This is a genomic window from Haloarcula amylovorans (assembly GCF_004681185.1).
Classification (GTDB): Archaea; Halobacteriota; Halobacteria; order Halobacteriales; family Haloarculaceae; genus Haloarcula; species Haloarcula amylovorans.
The window spans coordinates 855926-872723 of the sequence record NZ_SRIF01000002.1; the positions used below are offsets into that span (position 1 = coordinate 855926).

Here is a 16798-nt window from a genome sequence, read left to right on the forward strand (position 1 = left end):
GTGGGACGATACCACGATTACAAGGCGTTTAAGGCGACCCGGAGTCTGGGTTCGAATATGAGTCAGCAGGAACGCCGCGAGCGTCCGGAGAAGGACCCGGACCTCCGGAGCAACGAAGTCACCGAGGGTGTCGAGAAGGCCCCACATCGCGCGATGTTCCGCGCGATGGGCTACGACGACGAGGACCTCGCCTCGCCGATGGTCGGCGTCGCCAACCCCGCAGCCGACATCACGCCGTGTAACGTCCATCTGGACGACGTAGCCGACGCCGCCTACGACGGCATCGACGACGCCGGTGGGATGCCAATCGAGTTCGGGACCATCACCATTTCCGACGCCATCTCGATGGGGACCGAAGGGATGAAGGCGTCGCTCATCTCCCGGGAAGTCATAGCTGACTCCGTCGAACTCGTCTCCTTCGGCGAGCGTATGGATGGACTGGTCACCATCGGCGGCTGTGATAAGAACATGCCGGGAATGATGATGGCCTCCATTCGGACGGACCTCCCGAGCGTCTTCCTCTATGGCGGCTCCATCATGCCCGGCGAACACGACGGCCGCGAGATCACCATCCAGAACGTCTTCGAGGGCGTCGGTGCCGTCGCCGACGGCGAGATGTCCGAGGACGAACTCGACGAGATGGAACGCCACGCCTGTCCCGGCGCGGGCTCTTGCGGCGGGATGTTCACCGCGAACACGATGGCCTCTATCTCCGAAGCGCTCGGGTTCGCGCCGCTGGGGAGCGCCTCCCCGCCCGCGGAACACGAGTCGCGCTACGACGTGGCCCGCGACAGCGGCGAACTCGTCTTGGACGTGATCGAGAACGACCGCAAGCCCTCTGATTTCCTCACTATCGAGAGCTTCGAGAACGCTATCGCGCTGCAGGTGGCCGTCGGCGGGTCGACCAACGCCGTCCTCCACCTGCTGGCGCTGGCCGCCGAGGCGAACGTCGACCTCGACATCGAGCAGTTCAACGAGATTAGCGCCCGGACGCCGAAGATCGCGGACCTCCAGCCCGGCGGCAGTCGCGTCATGAACGACCTCCACGAGGTCGGCGGCGTGCCGGTCGTCCTGCAGGCCCTCGACGACGCTGGCCTGCTCCACGGCGACGCGCTGACGGTGACGGGCAACACTATCTCCGAGGAGCTAGCGGCGCTCGACCCGCCGACCATCGCGGACCTCGACGTCGACTTCCTGAACACGGTCGAAGACCCAATCCACGAGCGCGGGGCTATCCGCATCCTCTCGGGCAACCTCGCGCCCGACGGCGCGGTCATCAAGATCACCGGCGAGGACCACCTCCACCACGAAGGTCCTGTCCGCGTCTTCGAAGAGGAAGCTAGCGCGATGGAGTACGTCCAAGCGGGCAACGTCGAGAGCGGTGACGCCATCTTCATCCGCAACGAGGGTCCGCGCGGCGGCCCAGGGATGCGAGAGATGCTCGGCGTCACGAGCGCCGTCGCCGGCCAGGGCCACTCTGAGGACGTGGCCCTGCTCACCGATGGCCGCTTTTCGGGTGCGACCCGTGGCTTCTCCATCGGCCACGTCGCCCCCGAAGCCTACGTCGGTGGGCCCGTCGCCGCCCTCGAAGACGGCGACACCATCACCATCGATATCGACGATCTCGAACTCTCGGTGGACCTCTCCGACGAGGAACTCGAAAAACGACTGGCCGACCGCGAGACTCCCGAACCGACCTATACGAACGGCGTACTGGCGAAGTACCATCGTGACTTCGGCTCTGCGGCCAACGGTGCGGTGACGAACCCCGGCGCGAAGTGGGAGTAACGCCCCGCTCGCCTCGTGTCGCAACGCCCGAGTAGGTGGAGGTCCAATCAGGGAGTGTGCCCGAAACGTACGTCTGTGCCAACTGTGGTGCGACCGTCACGCGCTCCTTCGGCGTCCGGTCGATCATCCGCACCTGTGACGACTGCGAGGAGAACGGCCGGTTTCTCCACCGCTCGCTGGTCGATTCGCTCTCTTCGCTCCCCGACGACGAACTCCCACAGGACTGGGAGTCGATGCCGCTGGACGACCGCTTCGAAGAAGCGCTGAAACGCGGCCTGATCGAGATTACGCGAAACTGAGCGTGTGTGCTCCTTCTCGAAGCGCCGAGACGACGTGTGACCAGGCGTCTCTCTAGTTTCCGACGGATATTTTTCACAATCGGAGCAAGGGCTACTACATGGCCATAGCTCCCGACCCCGCCGAGATATTCGACCGAGCGGCCGAAGAAGGCGAGCGACGGCTGAATCAGTCGGTACTCGAACTGATATCGAACAGCTTCATCGCCGGATTTACTGTCGTCTTCGGCATCGTCGCGCTCGGTATCGTCGAGGCGCACATCCCGGCGCGATACGGCGGTATCGCCGCTATCGCTGGAGCGCTCGCCTTCGGCGTCGCTCTCGTGTTTCTCATCGTCGGCCGGACCGAGCTGTTCAACGAGAACTTTTTCGATCCTATCGCCGCGATGGCCGCCCGGGACGATTCGTGGGCGGTCACACCGCTTTTGCGTCTCTGGGCCCTCACCTTCGTCTTCAATCTCGTCGGCGGTGGCCTGTTCACGTTCGTCTTCACGATCGACGGTACGCTGCCGTCGGGCGCGGCGGAGGTACTGCGTCACACTGCCGAGGAGATCGCTCACCGAGCGCCGACGGCCGAGTTCGCCAAAGGCATCGTCGGCGGCGCGCTCGTCGCCCTGCTCTCGTTCCTTCTGGAGGCCGTCAACAGCGTCAGAAGTCGGATGACGCTGGCGTATATCGTCGGGGTCCTGCTGACGCTCGGTCCCTTCGACCACGTCGTCGTCACGATTCTGCACGTCCTCTTTGGGGTCCTCTTCGGCGCTGACATCACCTTGCTGACGGTAGCCGTCTCGACGGCCGTCGTCACCGCTGGAAACATCGTCGGCGGGATCGGACTGGTCACCTTCTCTCACATCGCCGAAGTGGCCGGTGCTGACGATTCGTCCAGTTGATCTCTCAGATATTGTTTAAGCGAAGCATGTCGGCTTCACGCTCCCTGGGAATCGACAGTGGACATCTGTGAAAACGTTGAGTGGGACCGCCGAGGTCATCTCCTCGCAGTCTACGTATTTCCATGCAAATCTACCCGTAACTATATGTCTGAACATTGGTTATGAATCGTCGTCTGAATCGGTCGTCGCGCTGTCCAGCTTATCGAGATGCTCTCGACGAGACGCGCCGCGGACCAACTGCTCAGGCTGGTCATAGACGCCCTCAATCAGTTCCTCACTCGTGTTCGCCTTCTCCGCCAAATCCGGAACCGGCCAACCGCGATCGCGGTGATGCGTAATCGAGCCCGTCCGGATCTTGTGCGGGCTCCGCGAACTCGGACACTTCGAGCCGTGGCCATGAACGCGGGCCTCGCACTCTTCCGGGTCGCGATCGTGCGGACACTCCTCGCCGAACTCACACGGCTGAGTGAGGATGTAAATCCAGTTCCGCATCGCTGATTTCGAGAGCCGACCACTGCCCTTCTGCGAAGTGAGGAGCGGCTCACGGCCGTGCTCGTCGGTAACGTCGTCGCGGTTAACCCGTAGATAGCTTCGAAGAACGTCCGCAACCCACTCCGCGATATTAATGATACGCTCGCCGCCCACCTGATTCTTCAGCGGCGTCTCGCTCTCCGGTCGATGGCGCGGATACAGGAACGGAAGCGAAGCTTCGTCGAGGATGCTCTCGATGACGTGCGGCGCGTAACCGCCCGACTCCAGTTCATTTCGAAGCCGCTCACGGTCCGCCTCATCGAGATAGACGTCCTCCAAATCCAGCGAGCGAATCGTGCCGATACGCGCCGTCGTACGCCAAAGGAGTAACATCAGAACGTGGTCTCGCGAAGCGTACCGGTAGCGGTCCAGATTCTCAATAATCTCCTGCGCACGGTCGGTGATGAGCTTCTCCGTGTTGACCCGCTGTTCCTTCGAGAGGTCCGGCACGTCCAGCGCCGTCACGACATCATCCGAGACCGCGTTCAGGTCCAGACAGTAGTTCAGGAACTGCCGTAGCGTCCCAAACTGGTTGTTCAGCGTGTTTCGCTGAAGGTCTGAGTTCCAACGGCGAGCCTCGAATTCCTTGATATCACGCGTCGTCAACTCGCTCAGGTCATCGAAGTGCTTCTCGTCGCAGAACTGAAGGAACGGCCGAACGCGATAGCGATATGACTGAAGGGTCGATTCGGCCGCATCCTGTTGCTGCTGCATCCAGAGGTCGAACGCCTTCCGCGGCGCCGTGGAATCGAGACCGACGTCGTCGTCCAGCATCTCTCGCAGCTCGTCGAGGACATCATCAGCGTCGCGATCGTCCTCACTCATCGCTCCGCCCCCAGTACATCTAGTGCCTCCCGAAGCATTTCCTCATCAGCGCCGTTCGCCGCATGGAGAACCTGCCGGACGAGGCGGTCTTTCTGGCCCGTTTCGAGGTCACGCTCCGGCCACGGCGTGCCCTTCACTTCCGTCCAGAGATCGTACATCGCGGCCGTATCGAACTTGACCTCGATGCGACCCTCCGACTTCGTTGTTACCGCCAACACGTAGGCATCTTCTGGCGCGTCGACCGTTGGGCCGTAGGTGACTGACGGGCGTTCCGACGAGGCGACGAATCGGGTCCGCTTATTCGCCATTGACCATTGCCTCCTTCGCATTCTTCAGCCGCTGAAACCCCTCTTTACTGCCTCCTTGGTCCGGGTGCATCTCCTTCGTCTTCTCTCGATAGGCGGCCCGAACCACGCCCTTGGGAGCGTTGGGAGCTACGTCGAGTACGTCATGCGGCGGCTGTGACGCAACGACGGAGTCACCGTCTCCGCTCGGTAAACGCGCGGCCGCGAACTCACTCTCGCCTGTTTCCACTGCGCGGGAACCGCGCATCCGCGTCTCGTGGACCCACAAGTACACCTCTCGGGCGTTGTCACGGAGTCGAGAGTACGCGTCACAGGCCACCGCGAACTGCTCGCCGTCCATCGTCCATCGGAGGACAAACCCCGGATCATCCGGGCTGGCTTTGTGGAGCGGGAGTGTGTTCGACTTCGTGTGGCTGTTTCCGATGGACGCCCGCCACTCGTCGGGGTCGAGGCGGTCCATCTCCGTCTCGATATCTTCCGTCGTCTGCGCCAGCGTCGCCTCGAAGTTCCGGTTCGGCTCTCGTCGGTCGGCGTCCATCCGCTGGAAGCCAGCAGGCCAGTCGATAGCCGTCACGCCTGCTCACCACCGAACCGATCGCCACAGCAGCGAAGCGCCGCCGACCGAGAGCGGTACCGAGCGCCGCAGACACAGTGGTGCCACTCCTCAATCTCGCGGCCGCCGTCCGTAGCGATCGCCATCGGCAGGTCACACAGTTCCGCCAGCTGACGCGCTCGGCGCTGGAGCATACTGACGCCCTCGCCGGTCAGCGTGTAACTGTTCGTCCGGTCGTCCAGTTCTGTCTTCTCGACCAGTTCCGCCTCGACGAGCGTATCGAGGTTCGGGTAGATTCGGCCGTGATTCACTCGGTCGTACCCGAGTTCCTCCAGTTCGCCGCGGAGGCCCAAGCCGTAGGGCTCGGAATCGTCATCGCGCGTCTCAATACGGTTGATGGCCACCAGCAGGTCGCGCTGAAAGCCAGTCAGGTCGGTCCAGTCGGTACTCTCCTCTATCGAAGTGTTGTCGTCGTTACTCATGGGTATCACCAATAATCAGCGTCAGCGTCCGCTCAGACACAGCGTGTCCGCACGGACGAACAGTCGTGCGCCGGTCAGCGTCGAGTCCGTCAATGGACTCGCCACAGGTTGGACACGCCCCCTTGTGACACGCGTAAGCGGCGTTAGGGAGTTGTTTCTCTGCCGATTCGCTGTCGAACCATAGGGAGGTTTCAAGTCCCCGAATCTCGTGTCCGTTCATGCGGTCTCGGTTAGATCGACGCGACGTCCGTGCTGGAGACACGGCGTCGCACCCGTTTTCACGAGAGTACAACGCCCGAGGGAGCGTCGCGTCGACCGTGATGAACCAATCATGGCCCATTGTACTTATCTGTTGTGCCATCTTTGGTCCAATTAGAACCACTAAATCACTACTATGGATAGAATCGAAGACGGTTTGAGGTGGCTCTTCGCCGATGAAACCATGTCTCGCCGCCGTGCAGAGTGGATGACGGGAAGTGATGACCGTATCCTTGAGTTTCTCTCTGACACGGGAGCCGGCCACAACCTTCGAGGAATTCAGAACAACTTCGAAGAGCGAGGAGAGTCTATTTCTTACACTACTCTCAAACGCCGAGTTCCGAAATTGGAGGGCGCAGGACTTGTATATGTGATTGAGGGAGAGGGGCAGTATTACGCACTCTCCGAGAAAGGCGAAGCGTACCTTCGAGGGGATGCGGATCTCCGCGATGAATCTGAACCAAGTGAATAGAGAGACTTTATAAAGAAAGCCGCGGGACTCCGACGTAGGTCGTCGGCCGACGTCTCTCCCCCCTAACCCCATGTCGTCGGCCGGCGGCTGGTTTTCATATCCCCAACTGACCAGCCGAACGCTTATGCCGCTGATTCCGCTAATACGACTAGAATGGCCAGTTCGACGCGCGACGGCGACCTCGACCACGAGGACGAGATTCGGATGTGGCGCGAAGGGGACGGCTGGGTCATCACCGACGTCGAGACCGGCGTCACCACCCAAGGCGACACGCGCGAGGAGGCACTCGAAAACCTCGACGAAGCGGTCGCACTCCACAAGGGCGAAACCGGCGAGTCCATCGACTCGCCCGAAGAGGAGCGTGAAGCCCTCGAAGAACTGGGTATCGACCCCGACGAAGTCGAGCAGGCGCGCGACGAGAACGACGAACTCCCCGATTTCATGCAGTAGCGCTGCATGCCCTCCACAGATTTCTCCGGTCGTGAGGTCGTGAAGGCGCTGACGAAGAACCGATTCTACATTGTCGATCGAACTGGGAGCCACGTCAAACTCCGGTACGAGCATCCCACCAACGAGGACGATATCCGCGTCGTGAGCGTCCCGATGCATGACAGCATCAGTATCGGGACGTTGCGAAGCATTGCCGACCAGTCCGGAGCTGAAGACTTCGAAGCGTGGTGTCGCTGGGTCGAACGCAACACGTAGCTTCACGACACGTCCTCCGAATCAAAGTTCAGCAGATGCTCGCGCGTCTTGTTCGCTGAGCCGCTTTTGCCGCTGTTGATGTGGTTTCGGTCGTCCTTGCCAAGCACGTAGAAGTCGTCTACACCGTCAGGCAGGTCTTGATACGAACAGACCCAGCGGGCGTCGAGGTCGGCCAGCGTCGTGACGAACTCCTCGTGGACGATGTCGCTGGCCGGATAGTAGTCCTCGGTCCCGACGTAAGGCGGGTCGAAGTAGAACACCGTCTCCGCGTCGCCGTACTTCTCGGTGAGGTCCCGCCAGTACAGGTTCTCGATGACGACGTCGTCGAATCGGTCAGCGAACTCCCGTAGTCGGTCCAGCTTGTTTGAGAAACTGACCGCCCGACTCGATACTTTGCTCGTCCCGAAGCCACTCTGAGAGTGGTACTTCGAACCCCACTGTGTATACCGCAGGTAGAAGAACTGATCAGCTCGCTCAACCGTGTATCCGCGGTAGTATGATTCCGCCCAGTTGTTGTAGACGGAGCGCGAGTATGGGACCGCTGAAAGCCACTCGACTAGTTCGCCCGGCTTCTCTCGAAGTACCTCGAAGAAGTGAACGAGATCTTCGTCGAGGTCGTTGTAGATTTCTACCTTGCTCGTGTCTAGGTTCTTGTTCGCCAGCACACCAGCAGCGCCGCCGAACGCTTCGACGAAACACCGATGCTCCGGAACGTGGTCGAGAATCCACGATACCAGTCGGCTTTTACCGCCCGGGAACGGGAAAACCGCGTCCGACATGGTCAAGCCACCTCCGTGATACCCACGTCGAACAGTACCGTCTCGACCCACGGCGGAACCTCGGGCAGTTCGACCACGTCGTCGGCTTCGGTTGTCTTGACGAGACTGGCCTCACCGTCCTCGACGCCGAACGTCCAGCGTTCTCTGCCGTCGGCTCGCTGCGCGACTACCCGAGCGTCGTGGTCCAGCACGTCGAGATTGACGTGTACTTTCGCTTCGTTCTGTGGCCCAAGTGCCACACTCACCGTCCAGCAGTTGCGTGATGCCATAATCCGCCCGACGAGAACGGGTCTAAAAGCGCTGGGGCGTGTGCGTGGGACGAAGTGAAATTACACGTCGTCGCGACAAGAGAATTAGCTACTCAGTATGCTCAAAACTTGGTAGACTACCGTGGAACGAAGATGGGACGAAATGGGACGAAGTACCGCTGTCTGGTGTTTCGCGATGGAATGTAGTTGGTGAATACATGGGACAAAGTAAGTCGCACTCCCTTATTGGGGTGCAAACGAAGCTATCTCTTCTGCGATTTACTGATTGACAGAACGGGTGTGTGAGATATAGGAAGTTGAAGGGAATTAGGCCGCAGGTTGGCGACGCTGTTAACAGGGGCGTGACTGGCGATGAATATGACTGATAAGGTGCCCACACAATTCTAGTTAACGACACGTGATTCTAACCCTCCATTGTTAAGCCATAGAGCGCCAAAGAGGAGCAAATCAGAGTTGAGCTTCTGTTTCAGTATTGAAAGCTGCTCCGTCCGAAAGAAGGTGATTTACGCTTTTTCTATATGGCCAACATAGTTGATAATAAGTGAATAAATGGCTAATATCTAATATCCTATTGGCTAAAACATTATGTGAAGAGTTACAGGTCCTAGTGAACACCCGCTACCTGTCTGATTGATTTTCTCTTATTATTGTCCCAATTCCTTCCGGGACAGTGTTATACGACCAGCTATGCCCGGAAACAACACTCAGAATCAAGCATTCGAGGTAGTTAACTAGGACCCGTATAGTCTCCAAAGGATATCTTCCGACACATGAATATATTAATATTAGGTTTGTTTATTTACGTATTTTATACAAAACGGCTAATATGTTCAAGTTGGAAATTTTACACATGGCAGATACAGACGATGACTTGAACACGAAGACAGTGAGTATTCTGGTTGCGGATGTGAAAGACTACAGTAAATTGGAACCGTTCCAGTATCAACGATTTTTTTCTGAGGTGCTGTCAATATTGAACGAAAAACTATCAGATCATGGGGCTGCAGCCAAGAACTCATGGGGAGACGGAATCTTCGCGACATTTAATGACCCGAGATCATCTGCACGCGCTGCATTAGATATCCGTGATCTGTTCAAGAATCATCCTTGGCAGGAGATGGGGTTGCCAAACCTAGAAATCCGGATTGCCCTCCACATGGGTACGGTGTATGAGGGACATAATCCTATCCGTGAGGAGCAGGGAGTCGTCGGGACAAATGTGAATCTAACTGCACGTATTGAACCAGTTACCGTTGCAAATCATGTATTTTCATCTGATATTTTTAGGAAAAATATCGAGGCTGAGCGGACAGAAAATGAATTTGCATTTGATAAATTCCCGGAGAAAAAACTAGCAAAAGACTGGGGTGAGGAGGATGTTCATCATCTACGCCGTCCTGAAGATCCACAACTCACGCCCGATGACGTCGTCGCCTCGGATGACAACGAGGTACAGTCGGAATCAGAAGCTAGCGCACTTGAATCGTTCTTTGAGACTGGGTCAGTCGATGACCAAATCCGAGCCGTAGATATTCTTGCTAATCGGGGAAACAGAGAATCGATGGAGATCCTCATCAACCGACTGTTAGACGACAGTATTCAAGGCAGGGTTCGCAAACAAATTGCCGGCCGACTTGATAAATTCGACGATAAAAGAGTTGTTGACCCTCTCCAGCAGGTAATAGCTGATAACGACCAGCATAGTGTTGTCAATAATTCTCTTGCTTCGTTAAAACAACTTGCAGAAAAAGGGGTCGTTGGAATAGAGATTCTAGATACGCTGGAGAAGGTTCTCAACTCAGACGAGTACCCCGACCGGTTCAAGGCGTTTGTAGTCACTATCATGGGTGAGTTCAATGACCATCGAGTCGTTGAACCGCTTGAGAAAGTACTCACCGATTCAGAAGGAACAAACTCTGAAGTCCGTCGGCGAGCGGCGAACGCCCTTACCAACCAAGAGCGTGCAGTCGCAGTAGGTCCGTTGATTGAGGCTCTAGATGACCGCGATCCTGAAGTGAGATTTCAGGCGGTTACTAGTCTGGGGACCGTCGGGTCGGTTCAAGCTGTTGAGCCGATTGTGGAGTTACTTCTAGATGAAACCGAAGGATACGAACTCCGTGTCAAAGCTACCGACGCACTAGAGGAAATCGGCGACTTGTCCGTCGCAAACCATATTGAGGAAATCTCCGATATTTCAAATAGTGAGGTCCGTGCTGCTGTCATGCACATGTTTGGGGAACTTGGCGTGGTTAGAATGCTCCCTAAAATTGAGCAAATAGCTGCGGATTCAGATGCCACAAAGCGTGAGCGTGAGCTTGCGCTTGCCTCAATCGGCATGTTCGGAAAGGAAAGCTCCATCAAAATTTTAGAAACACTGATGGATGAAACCAATGATGATATTCGTATCAGAGCCGTGCAGGCTCTCGGTAACATCCCCTCGGAGTCTTCCAGAGAGATACTGATGGAAGTCCTATCTGCGCGCGAGGAGTACATCGCTGAAATGCGTAGAACAGCAGCTATAGCGCTGCGAAAACAAGGGAAACGTGATGCAACCGACACACTCATTCAAGCAACAACTGACCCAATTCAAGATGTCCGAAAATCGGCAATGGAAGCCCTCGCCGATCTCGGCGGGGTTAAGGCTGATCAGCATTTGATGGATATTTGTGGCAATCAGGACGACTACCACAATTTTGACCGAGCAATCGCAGCGTGGCAGCTCCGCAAGGCGGTTAACGAGCGGAAAGCAGTCCAAACTCTATTACACTTGCTAGAGAAAGAAGGGAGCGCTGTCGTCATTCACCAGATTATAAATGCTCTCGGTGTGGTAGGAAATAAAGCCGCAGCCGAGCCTATTGTCGAATACGCGACCGATGAGTCATATGATCGAGATCTGCGAGAAGCGGCGATACAGGCACTTGGTCTGATCGGCGATCCCATCGCAGAGGAACCTGCTAAGCAGATCATCCACAACGAAAGTAACGCGATGGTACTCAGACGATTTGCACTCTTCACCCTCAGAAATCTTGATACCGCCTCGGCTCAGCAGGCCCTCGACGAAATCATTGAAAATGAGGATTTCTCCCAAGAAATCCATCTGATGACACGGCACGTTAAGCAAATCGACGCAAATCAAATCAAACAGGCGCTCCAAGACGCTCGCGACGAAGCCCTAAATGAAGCTGAGGCCGAGTTTGAGTGAGTTTTAGTACCTCTTTGGATCAGTCGTATTCTACTTAACTACTCGCTGAATCTACTCTCCTATATTTCACCTACTGATTTCAACACACTTGTCATCTGTCACATTGGATTGGATGAATACTTGTGCTACTCCATATTACTCACGGAGGGCGTGGTACGTCGACCCTCGACCGTCGCTGTCGATTTCCACGAGGTCTCGATACTGGAGGTCGTTCAGATACCGATGCCGTGTCGACCGGCTTTTCGCATTCTCGGCGCTATCGTCGTAGCGGGCATGAAGCGTCCCAGCGTCGATGCTGCCCGCATTCTCGATGATACGGAGCAAGAGACGATGATGCGACCCAAGTGACCGGACGTTACGGTTCCGAAGCTCGCCGTCGACGTCGTCTGATATCGCTTCGACCGCGCCGACGTCCAGCCGCTCGGTATGACCGTCACGGACGTACACCGCGGCATGCCGGAGCGTCGCAATCGCCTTCCGAGCGTTCCCAGCAGCGAGGTCGGCGATGTACTCGACTGCCTCGTCATCGACCCGAGAGGCCCGGAGGCCGTGCGAGACACGGCTATCGAGAATATCGACGAGTTCGTGATGGTGGTACTTTTCCAGCCGCACCGTCGCCGCACACTGCATCCGAGATTTCGCCTGTGCGCTGAGTGCTGTGAACCACTCGTCCTGGTCAATTGTAATTGCGACCAGCGAGACGTTCGGTACGGTTTCAAGGGCAAGTACGGCTCGCTCCTCGACGGAGTAAACTTCGTCGAGAACGGCGACAATCTGCCCGTCGAACTGTTCGAGTCGGTTGAGCATTTTCGACGTGGAGACGCCTTCGCGGAGATCGGCCCCGAGACCGAGGTCACGCACGAGTTTGTAGATCGCACTCGCGGCCGTGTTGTCGGCCATGCAGTTGACGTAGCCCCAACGGATATCGAGCATCTCCCGTTCAAGTTCGCGAAGAACGTACTTCGCTATCGTTGTTTTACCAGCTCCAGAAGGCCCGAAAATACAGACGTCCTCTGCCCATTCAAGGCTGGACGGGTCGAGTATTGAGGAGATATGGTCAATCTGTCCATCGCGGTGGTGAAGGTCCTGCGGAACAGCCCCATGACGAAGAGCTGTGGCGTCTTTTATCATTGCTTACCGGACTGGTCCGCAGTTAGTGACTAAAATGTAGCCAAACCGTAGTGAAAGTAGTAGGAGATAGTAAAACCGAGTGGCTGTCTCCTCAATTCTCCGCTTGTTGAGTAGCCCATTGAATTATCAAAGAAAAGTATAAAACAGCTAACCAAGGCCGTAGAGCAAAAACGAAAGCTAAGGGCTCCATGCCGGTCCCTTGGTAAAGCTGTAGTATCAAACCGCTACCAGTAGCCACTCTGCTGTCCGAAAAAATTGATTAGCGAGTTATGCGTCGGGGCCGCTCCAATCGGATAGCGTTGCGCTATTATCGCCAGAGGGACTAGTGTAGACGATTGATACGGTGTCGTGTGAGTCAACTCCGACATTGATAGTCGTCCCCGCTGTGACTTCATCGACGTCGGGGGCATTAGTGCTAGCCGACCATTTTGCCGTCGGACCGTCTTCCCCACCATCGTTCAACGTCAGCGTCGGTCCCTTAAGTGTATCTCCTCCATCATGCGTGATCGTGAGTAATCCTTCGCCACCGAGGCCGCTACCCCCGAAATCACCAGTAGATGCTAGACTGGAGTCGTTCTCGTAGTCCCACGAGAAACTCGCCTGTGGAGTCGTCTGCTGAGCTTGATCCCCCAGCCCGAGTACGAAACTCGCGATGACCGCCGCGAGAATGACGGTTATTGCAACCATAAGTATCACGCCTATAACAGGCGAGACTGCCTCTTCATCATTGAACAGTTCTTTCAGGTCCATGTTGCCATTCGACTCCTCAGTATCATTTGTATTAAACACGTACTATTGTTTGGATGGTAGTACCCTCTACAAGCGGGCGTTGGCACCTTCAAGACTGTCTTGAAAGGCCATTATCAAAGCTTTTGGCCGAAATTATACAGTTACTCATCTGTCTCCGAGGATGGGCGAACAACCGGTTTCAACGCAAGCTTGTCAGCCGCTTCAGCCGATAATCGGTACGTCTCTGCTTTCCCTCTGATTCCGTTCTCATCCGTGAGAGACTCGAAAAACGACCGAAGCTGGTTTCGAAACTCCGAATTTCGCTTTTCGGCCAACTGTAGCGGTGTCGTTGGCCGATCTGAACGGTCGGTTGCTCGATTTGCGATGTACGTCCGTGCAAATACTAAGCGAAGTTCCTCCGGCGCTTCCTCGAGATATTTCGGTAGATAGAGTTCTGTGTCCCGATTCTTTGCCCCCAACGGTGCGCCCAGTGTGAATAATAGTCGTCCCAGTACACTGGCCTCTTTGGCAGGCCGAAGCTCAGTTGCCCGTTCTGATTCATTGGTATTGAATTCGTTCCAGCCGACGCCCAAATCGTCAAGTGCGGACTCTACAATATTTCGTTCGCCGCCGGAAAGAGCAAATGAGGGAGTATACGTTTCGTTGATGCTACCGCCGCTGAATATCCACGCCACGAGAACGGTAAGGCTCCGTAGTGTCTGTCCCTCCCAAGTTAGATCTAACCAACCACGCGACTCCGCGCACTGAATTCCTCGAACAGCGTCCGGCCGCCCATCGCTATCTACCCAGCTACGTATCCGGCTTCGGGGAAGGTCCAATGCTGACGCAACGGCACTCGATCCCTTGTTGGGTTTCTTACTCGTATACTGGAGAACGCGATGATACTGCCGAACCAATTCCACAGAACTAGCCTCGCTCGATGAGCCGTACGTTTCCGCGAACGACTCCACTAACGTGTCTTTGTCTGTCGGGTCATTCATAGTTCTGCAAAATAAGCCGACTGCGAAAAGGTTAGCGAGCGTTACGCGTCGGGGCCTTCCCAGTTACCGAGGGTAGCTGAACTGCCACCATCGGGAGATGAGTAGACGACTTTGACAGTAGCGCCACTGAGGTCAAGCTCGTCCGTGGTCACCGAAGATTCATCGTGGAAATCTTCTGCGGTGACCGTGTCGGTAGTACCAGCACTCACATCACCACTTGCAAAGAGATCTCCATCTCCCGAGCCATGGACACTATTTGAACCCCATCCATCGTTAGTTGCACCGGAGACACTTTCCCCGGATATCGTGGCGTTGAGAGTCGTTGCGTCGATCGTATCGCCACCATCATGCGTTATAGTCAGGGTATCAGATCCGCTTTGTTCGTAATCGAAACTGAAGCTGGCCTGCGGAGCCTGACTGCTCAGGTTTTCTCCGAGGCCGAGCACGAAGGTCGCGATGACTGCTGCGAGGATGACGGTGATTGCAACCATGAGTATCACTCCTATAACAGGAGAGACGCCTTGTTCGTCGTCGAATAGGTTTCGTATTTCCATTGTTTTCGCACGGCAGGCCGAGCGACGAAACGCCTATATCAATACGATTACTACAATCGTATGCTTCGGGTGGGGTTTCCCACTCGGCCGTTTTACCGTGATAGCTACTGTTTACTTACCATCTGGTATAAACGAAACCCTCGGATTATCAATTCTGACTAGAAGGTTAGAGACAGCATTAGTTTGAGAAAGATAGACCCGTATATATCAGGCTCATCTCACTCATCGCAGACGCGAGTCAAGAGGTCGACCTCGATATCAACACTGACAGCACGGTCGAAACGAGCGGCGATCTCTTCGCGCTGGTTGTGGGTGAGGTCAGTACGACCGAGCACGTCCTCGATGGCATCAAGCAACCGAACGGCATCGTCACAAGCACAGGCGACAGCATCGCTTCGGTTCCGATCATAGCGCTCGGCAGCTCGGTCGATCGCGTCGAGACGATATTCGTTCCCCTCACCGGTTCGAATCCGCACTGACTGTGGTGCGTTGTCGGCCATGCTCGTGAACACGAGGCCGATATCCTAGATATTTGCGGTCACTCAAACCGACGGAGTATATAAAGTACCGTAGAATCGACCCATCTCGCTGTTGAGCGAGTGGCGTCGAGGCGACCGCGATGGGTCACTGGTGAACACGCACATTATGCGCTCGTGTTCATATTCGGGATTCGGTTTTGCTGGATGCGTGACCGGGGGGAGTCGGGGTTGAAACCAGATGTCCGTTATCGGTTCTATTGGATTTCCGCTACTATGGAGTAGGTAACTATCAGGACAGTCAGATAAAACAGGAATAGAATGACTCCAGCCACTACTGGGGGGATCCTATATTTTCTCTTCGCTTGGATTAGAATGTCTACCTGCTTAGATTCAAGAAATTTTAGCAGATTATGGCTTGCTGGTGCGAAATAGACCATTGGCAGAATGAACATTACAGATAGAGCAATTGCCTCGGTTGGTCCAGGCGAGAAAGTAATCACGCCGAGGAAGAGTGCACCGAAGACTGAACCTAGAAGAACGCTAATAAATGCAGCAAATGTGCTGACAGCAGTATTTGCTTCCAAACTCCCCATCTGAAGGTTAGCATCAACAATATAGATTGTAATCGCCATGCCGAGAGTCAGCACGATGACACCATGTAAATAATTTATACAAGACACGTAAAGAGTTAAATCTTCAGAAACTTCTGGTTTTCGAAGGCCTTCTGGTGTCCAGTTATGAAAAAGGTCTACCTCGTCTTGTACAACTCGCCATGATTCTATCTTTCCTTCAAATTCGTAAGTTGGTGTGTTGAGCGTCCAATGTAGGCCTAATTTTGAACGTAAATCTTTTCCAGCCTTCCATAGTGAAACACCAGCTATTGAGATAAATATACTAGAGAATAATATGAATGCTAGTAGAAATAGGGAGTTAACTTCAGTTCCTAATAAGACGCTCATCAGCGCACCTACGATACAAACACCTGAAAATAGAGTAAATGGAAGTAGCTTTTGAAGACAGTATTCTAATATATTGAGTATAGCTCGGCATAGGTTTGCTGTGTCTTTGTACGACTTACTTTCTATTATTCTCCAAAAGACTCTTTGAACAACTACCTCGATTTGGCTGAGCCCCTTCCAGATATCCAACCCCATTAGAGAGTTAATGGTAGAGATTGGAAATAAATATGATGGTTTGGCTGATTTATCAATCACCCTGCTGTTGTCCAAAAACGTTCTCAGACAGTAACTGCTGAGCCTTCTGCGAGGCCAGTTGGTCGATAACCGGACACTCTCGAATTTCAGGGAGATCGCCATCGTCCTCACAGACGCGAATGACGTACATCCCCGAGTCGAGGCGCTCGACGGTCAGTTGTTTGTCGGCCGGTTCGCCATAATCGTCAAGGAGATCGTCGCGTTCGAGGTACTCTTTCGGAATCGTCACCAGTCCAGACCCGCTTCGGCTTTGCAGTGCTTGGGGCATCGTCACGCGCCGGGGCCACGGCTTGGGTATTAAATGTTGTGTAGATGGCCATAAGATGGCCACGTTC

Annotated in this window: 19 protein-coding genes; 7 read left to right on the plus strand and 12 right to left on the minus strand. The window is 55.3% G+C overall.

From position 1 onward, the window contains the following. Nucleotides 1-57: 57 nt before the first annotated feature. The 3 genes from ilvD (at nucleotide 58) to E4S61_RS11585 (ending at nucleotide 2974) form a co-directional block, all read left to right on the plus strand. A complete protein-coding gene (gene ilvD / locus E4S61_RS11575) occupies nucleotides 58-1788 on the plus strand; it encodes a dihydroxy-acid dehydratase (RefSeq protein ID WP_135304092.1) in 1731 nt (576 codons plus the stop codon). 56 nt (nucleotides 1789-1844) lie between these two features. Next, on the plus strand, nucleotides 1845-2087 hold the full coding sequence (locus E4S61_RS11580) for a hypothetical protein (protein ID WP_135304093.1): 243 nt from the start codon (nucleotides 1845-1847) through the stop codon (nucleotides 2085-2087). Between the two features lie 98 nt (nucleotides 2088-2185). Continuing rightward, on the plus strand, nucleotides 2186-2974 hold the full coding sequence (locus tag E4S61_RS11585; protein ID WP_135304094.1) for a formate/nitrite transporter family protein: 789 nt from the start codon (nucleotides 2186-2188) through the stop codon (nucleotides 2972-2974). A 159-nt stretch (nucleotides 2975-3133) separates the two neighbouring features. Here E4S61_RS11585 and E4S61_RS11590 read toward each other — a convergent pair whose 3' ends face one another. From E4S61_RS11590 to E4S61_RS11605, 4 genes are read right to left on the minus strand one after another with little or no spacing between them, the layout of a single operon-like run. After that, complete coding sequence (locus E4S61_RS11590; RefSeq protein ID WP_135304095.1) at nucleotides 3134-4330, minus strand: tyrosine-type recombinase/integrase; 1197 nt, start codon at nucleotides 4328-4330, stop codon at nucleotides 3134-3136. After that, the gene (locus E4S61_RS11595) at nucleotides 4327-4638 is read right to left on the minus strand and encodes a hypothetical protein (protein WP_135304096.1); all 312 of its coding nucleotides are present in this window, start codon (nucleotides 4636-4638) and stop codon (nucleotides 4327-4329) included. Before E4S61_RS11595 ends, E4S61_RS11590 begins: the two co-directional genes overlap by 4 nt. Continuing rightward, nucleotides 4628-5209, minus strand: coding sequence for a DnaJ domain-containing protein (locus E4S61_RS11600; RefSeq protein WP_135304097.1), 582 nt, complete (start codon nucleotides 5207-5209; stop codon nucleotides 4628-4630). Before E4S61_RS11600 ends, E4S61_RS11595 begins: the two co-directional genes overlap by 11 nt. Continuing rightward, nucleotides 5206-5670: a helix-turn-helix transcriptional regulator gene (locus E4S61_RS11605; protein WP_135304098.1), complete on the minus strand. Its 465-nt coding sequence runs from the start codon at nucleotides 5668-5670 to the stop codon at nucleotides 5206-5208. Before E4S61_RS11605 ends, E4S61_RS11600 begins: the two co-directional genes overlap by 4 nt. A gap of 394 nt (nucleotides 5671-6064) precedes the next feature. Here E4S61_RS11605 and E4S61_RS11610 point away from each other — a divergent pair, with 394 nt between their 5' ends. The 3 genes from E4S61_RS11610 (at nucleotide 6065) to E4S61_RS11620 (ending at nucleotide 7105) form a co-directional block, all read left to right on the plus strand. Next, nucleotides 6065-6400, plus strand: a complete 336-nt coding sequence (locus E4S61_RS11610) for an ArsR family transcriptional regulator (RefSeq protein WP_245180691.1) — start codon at nucleotides 6065-6067, stop codon at nucleotides 6398-6400. 153 nt (nucleotides 6401-6553) lie between these two features. Further along, complete coding sequence (locus E4S61_RS11615) at nucleotides 6554-6850, plus strand: type II toxin-antitoxin system HicB family antitoxin (RefSeq protein ID WP_135304099.1); 297 nt, start codon at nucleotides 6554-6556, stop codon at nucleotides 6848-6850. A gap of 6 nt (nucleotides 6851-6856) precedes the next feature. After that, complete coding sequence (locus E4S61_RS11620) at nucleotides 6857-7105, plus strand: type II toxin-antitoxin system HicA family toxin (protein ID WP_135304100.1); 249 nt, start codon at nucleotides 6857-6859, stop codon at nucleotides 7103-7105. Nucleotides 7106-7107: 2 nt separating this feature from the next. Here the strand turns inward: E4S61_RS11620 and E4S61_RS11625 are convergent, their stop codons facing one another. Both E4S61_RS11625 and E4S61_RS11630 read right to left on the minus strand, forming a co-directional pair. Continuing rightward, a complete protein-coding gene (locus E4S61_RS11625; protein ID WP_135304101.1) occupies nucleotides 7108-7884 on the minus strand; it encodes a DNA adenine methylase in 777 nt (258 codons plus the stop codon). A 2-nt stretch (nucleotides 7885-7886) separates the two neighbouring features. Further along, complete coding sequence (locus E4S61_RS11630; RefSeq protein ID WP_245180694.1) at nucleotides 7887-8153, minus strand: hypothetical protein; 267 nt, start codon at nucleotides 8151-8153, stop codon at nucleotides 7887-7889. 850 nt (nucleotides 8154-9003) lie between these two features. Here E4S61_RS11630 and E4S61_RS11635 point away from each other — a divergent pair. Further along, nucleotides 9004-11355 (plus strand): HEAT repeat domain-containing protein, encoded by a 2352-nt coding sequence (locus tag E4S61_RS11635; RefSeq protein WP_167768483.1) that lies wholly within the window; start codon nucleotides 9004-9006, stop codon nucleotides 11353-11355. A gap of 135 nt (nucleotides 11356-11490) precedes the next feature. Here E4S61_RS11635 and E4S61_RS11640 read toward each other — a convergent pair whose 3' ends face one another. From E4S61_RS11640 to E4S61_RS11665, 6 genes are all read right to left on the minus strand, one after another. Next, nucleotides 11491-12486 carry a Cdc6/Cdc18 family protein gene (locus E4S61_RS11640; RefSeq protein ID WP_135304104.1) on the minus strand — a complete coding sequence of 332 codons (996 nt, stop codon included), beginning with the start codon at nucleotides 12484-12486 and terminating at the stop codon, nucleotides 11491-11493. A 267-nt stretch (nucleotides 12487-12753) separates the two neighbouring features. After that, nucleotides 12754-13236: a type IV pilin gene (locus tag E4S61_RS11645; protein ID WP_135304105.1), complete on the minus strand. Its 483-nt coding sequence runs from the start codon at nucleotides 13234-13236 to the stop codon at nucleotides 12754-12756. Nucleotides 13237-14257: 1021 nt separating this feature from the next. Then, a complete protein-coding gene (locus E4S61_RS11650; protein ID WP_135304106.1) occupies nucleotides 14258-14770 on the minus strand; it encodes a type IV pilin in 513 nt (170 codons plus the stop codon). A 218-nt stretch (nucleotides 14771-14988) separates the two neighbouring features. Continuing rightward, nucleotides 14989-15270, minus strand: a complete 282-nt coding sequence (locus E4S61_RS11655; RefSeq protein ID WP_135304107.1) for a DUF7692 domain-containing protein — start codon at nucleotides 15268-15270, stop codon at nucleotides 14989-14991. A 233-nt stretch (nucleotides 15271-15503) separates the two neighbouring features. Further along, nucleotides 15504-16403, minus strand: a complete 900-nt coding sequence (locus E4S61_RS11660; protein WP_135304108.1) for a hypothetical protein — start codon at nucleotides 16401-16403, stop codon at nucleotides 15504-15506. Nucleotides 16404-16455: 52 nt separating this feature from the next. Then, complete coding sequence (locus tag E4S61_RS11665; RefSeq protein ID WP_135304109.1) at nucleotides 16456-16731, minus strand: hypothetical protein; 276 nt, start codon at nucleotides 16729-16731, stop codon at nucleotides 16456-16458. Nucleotides 16732-16798: the final 67 nt, after the last annotated feature.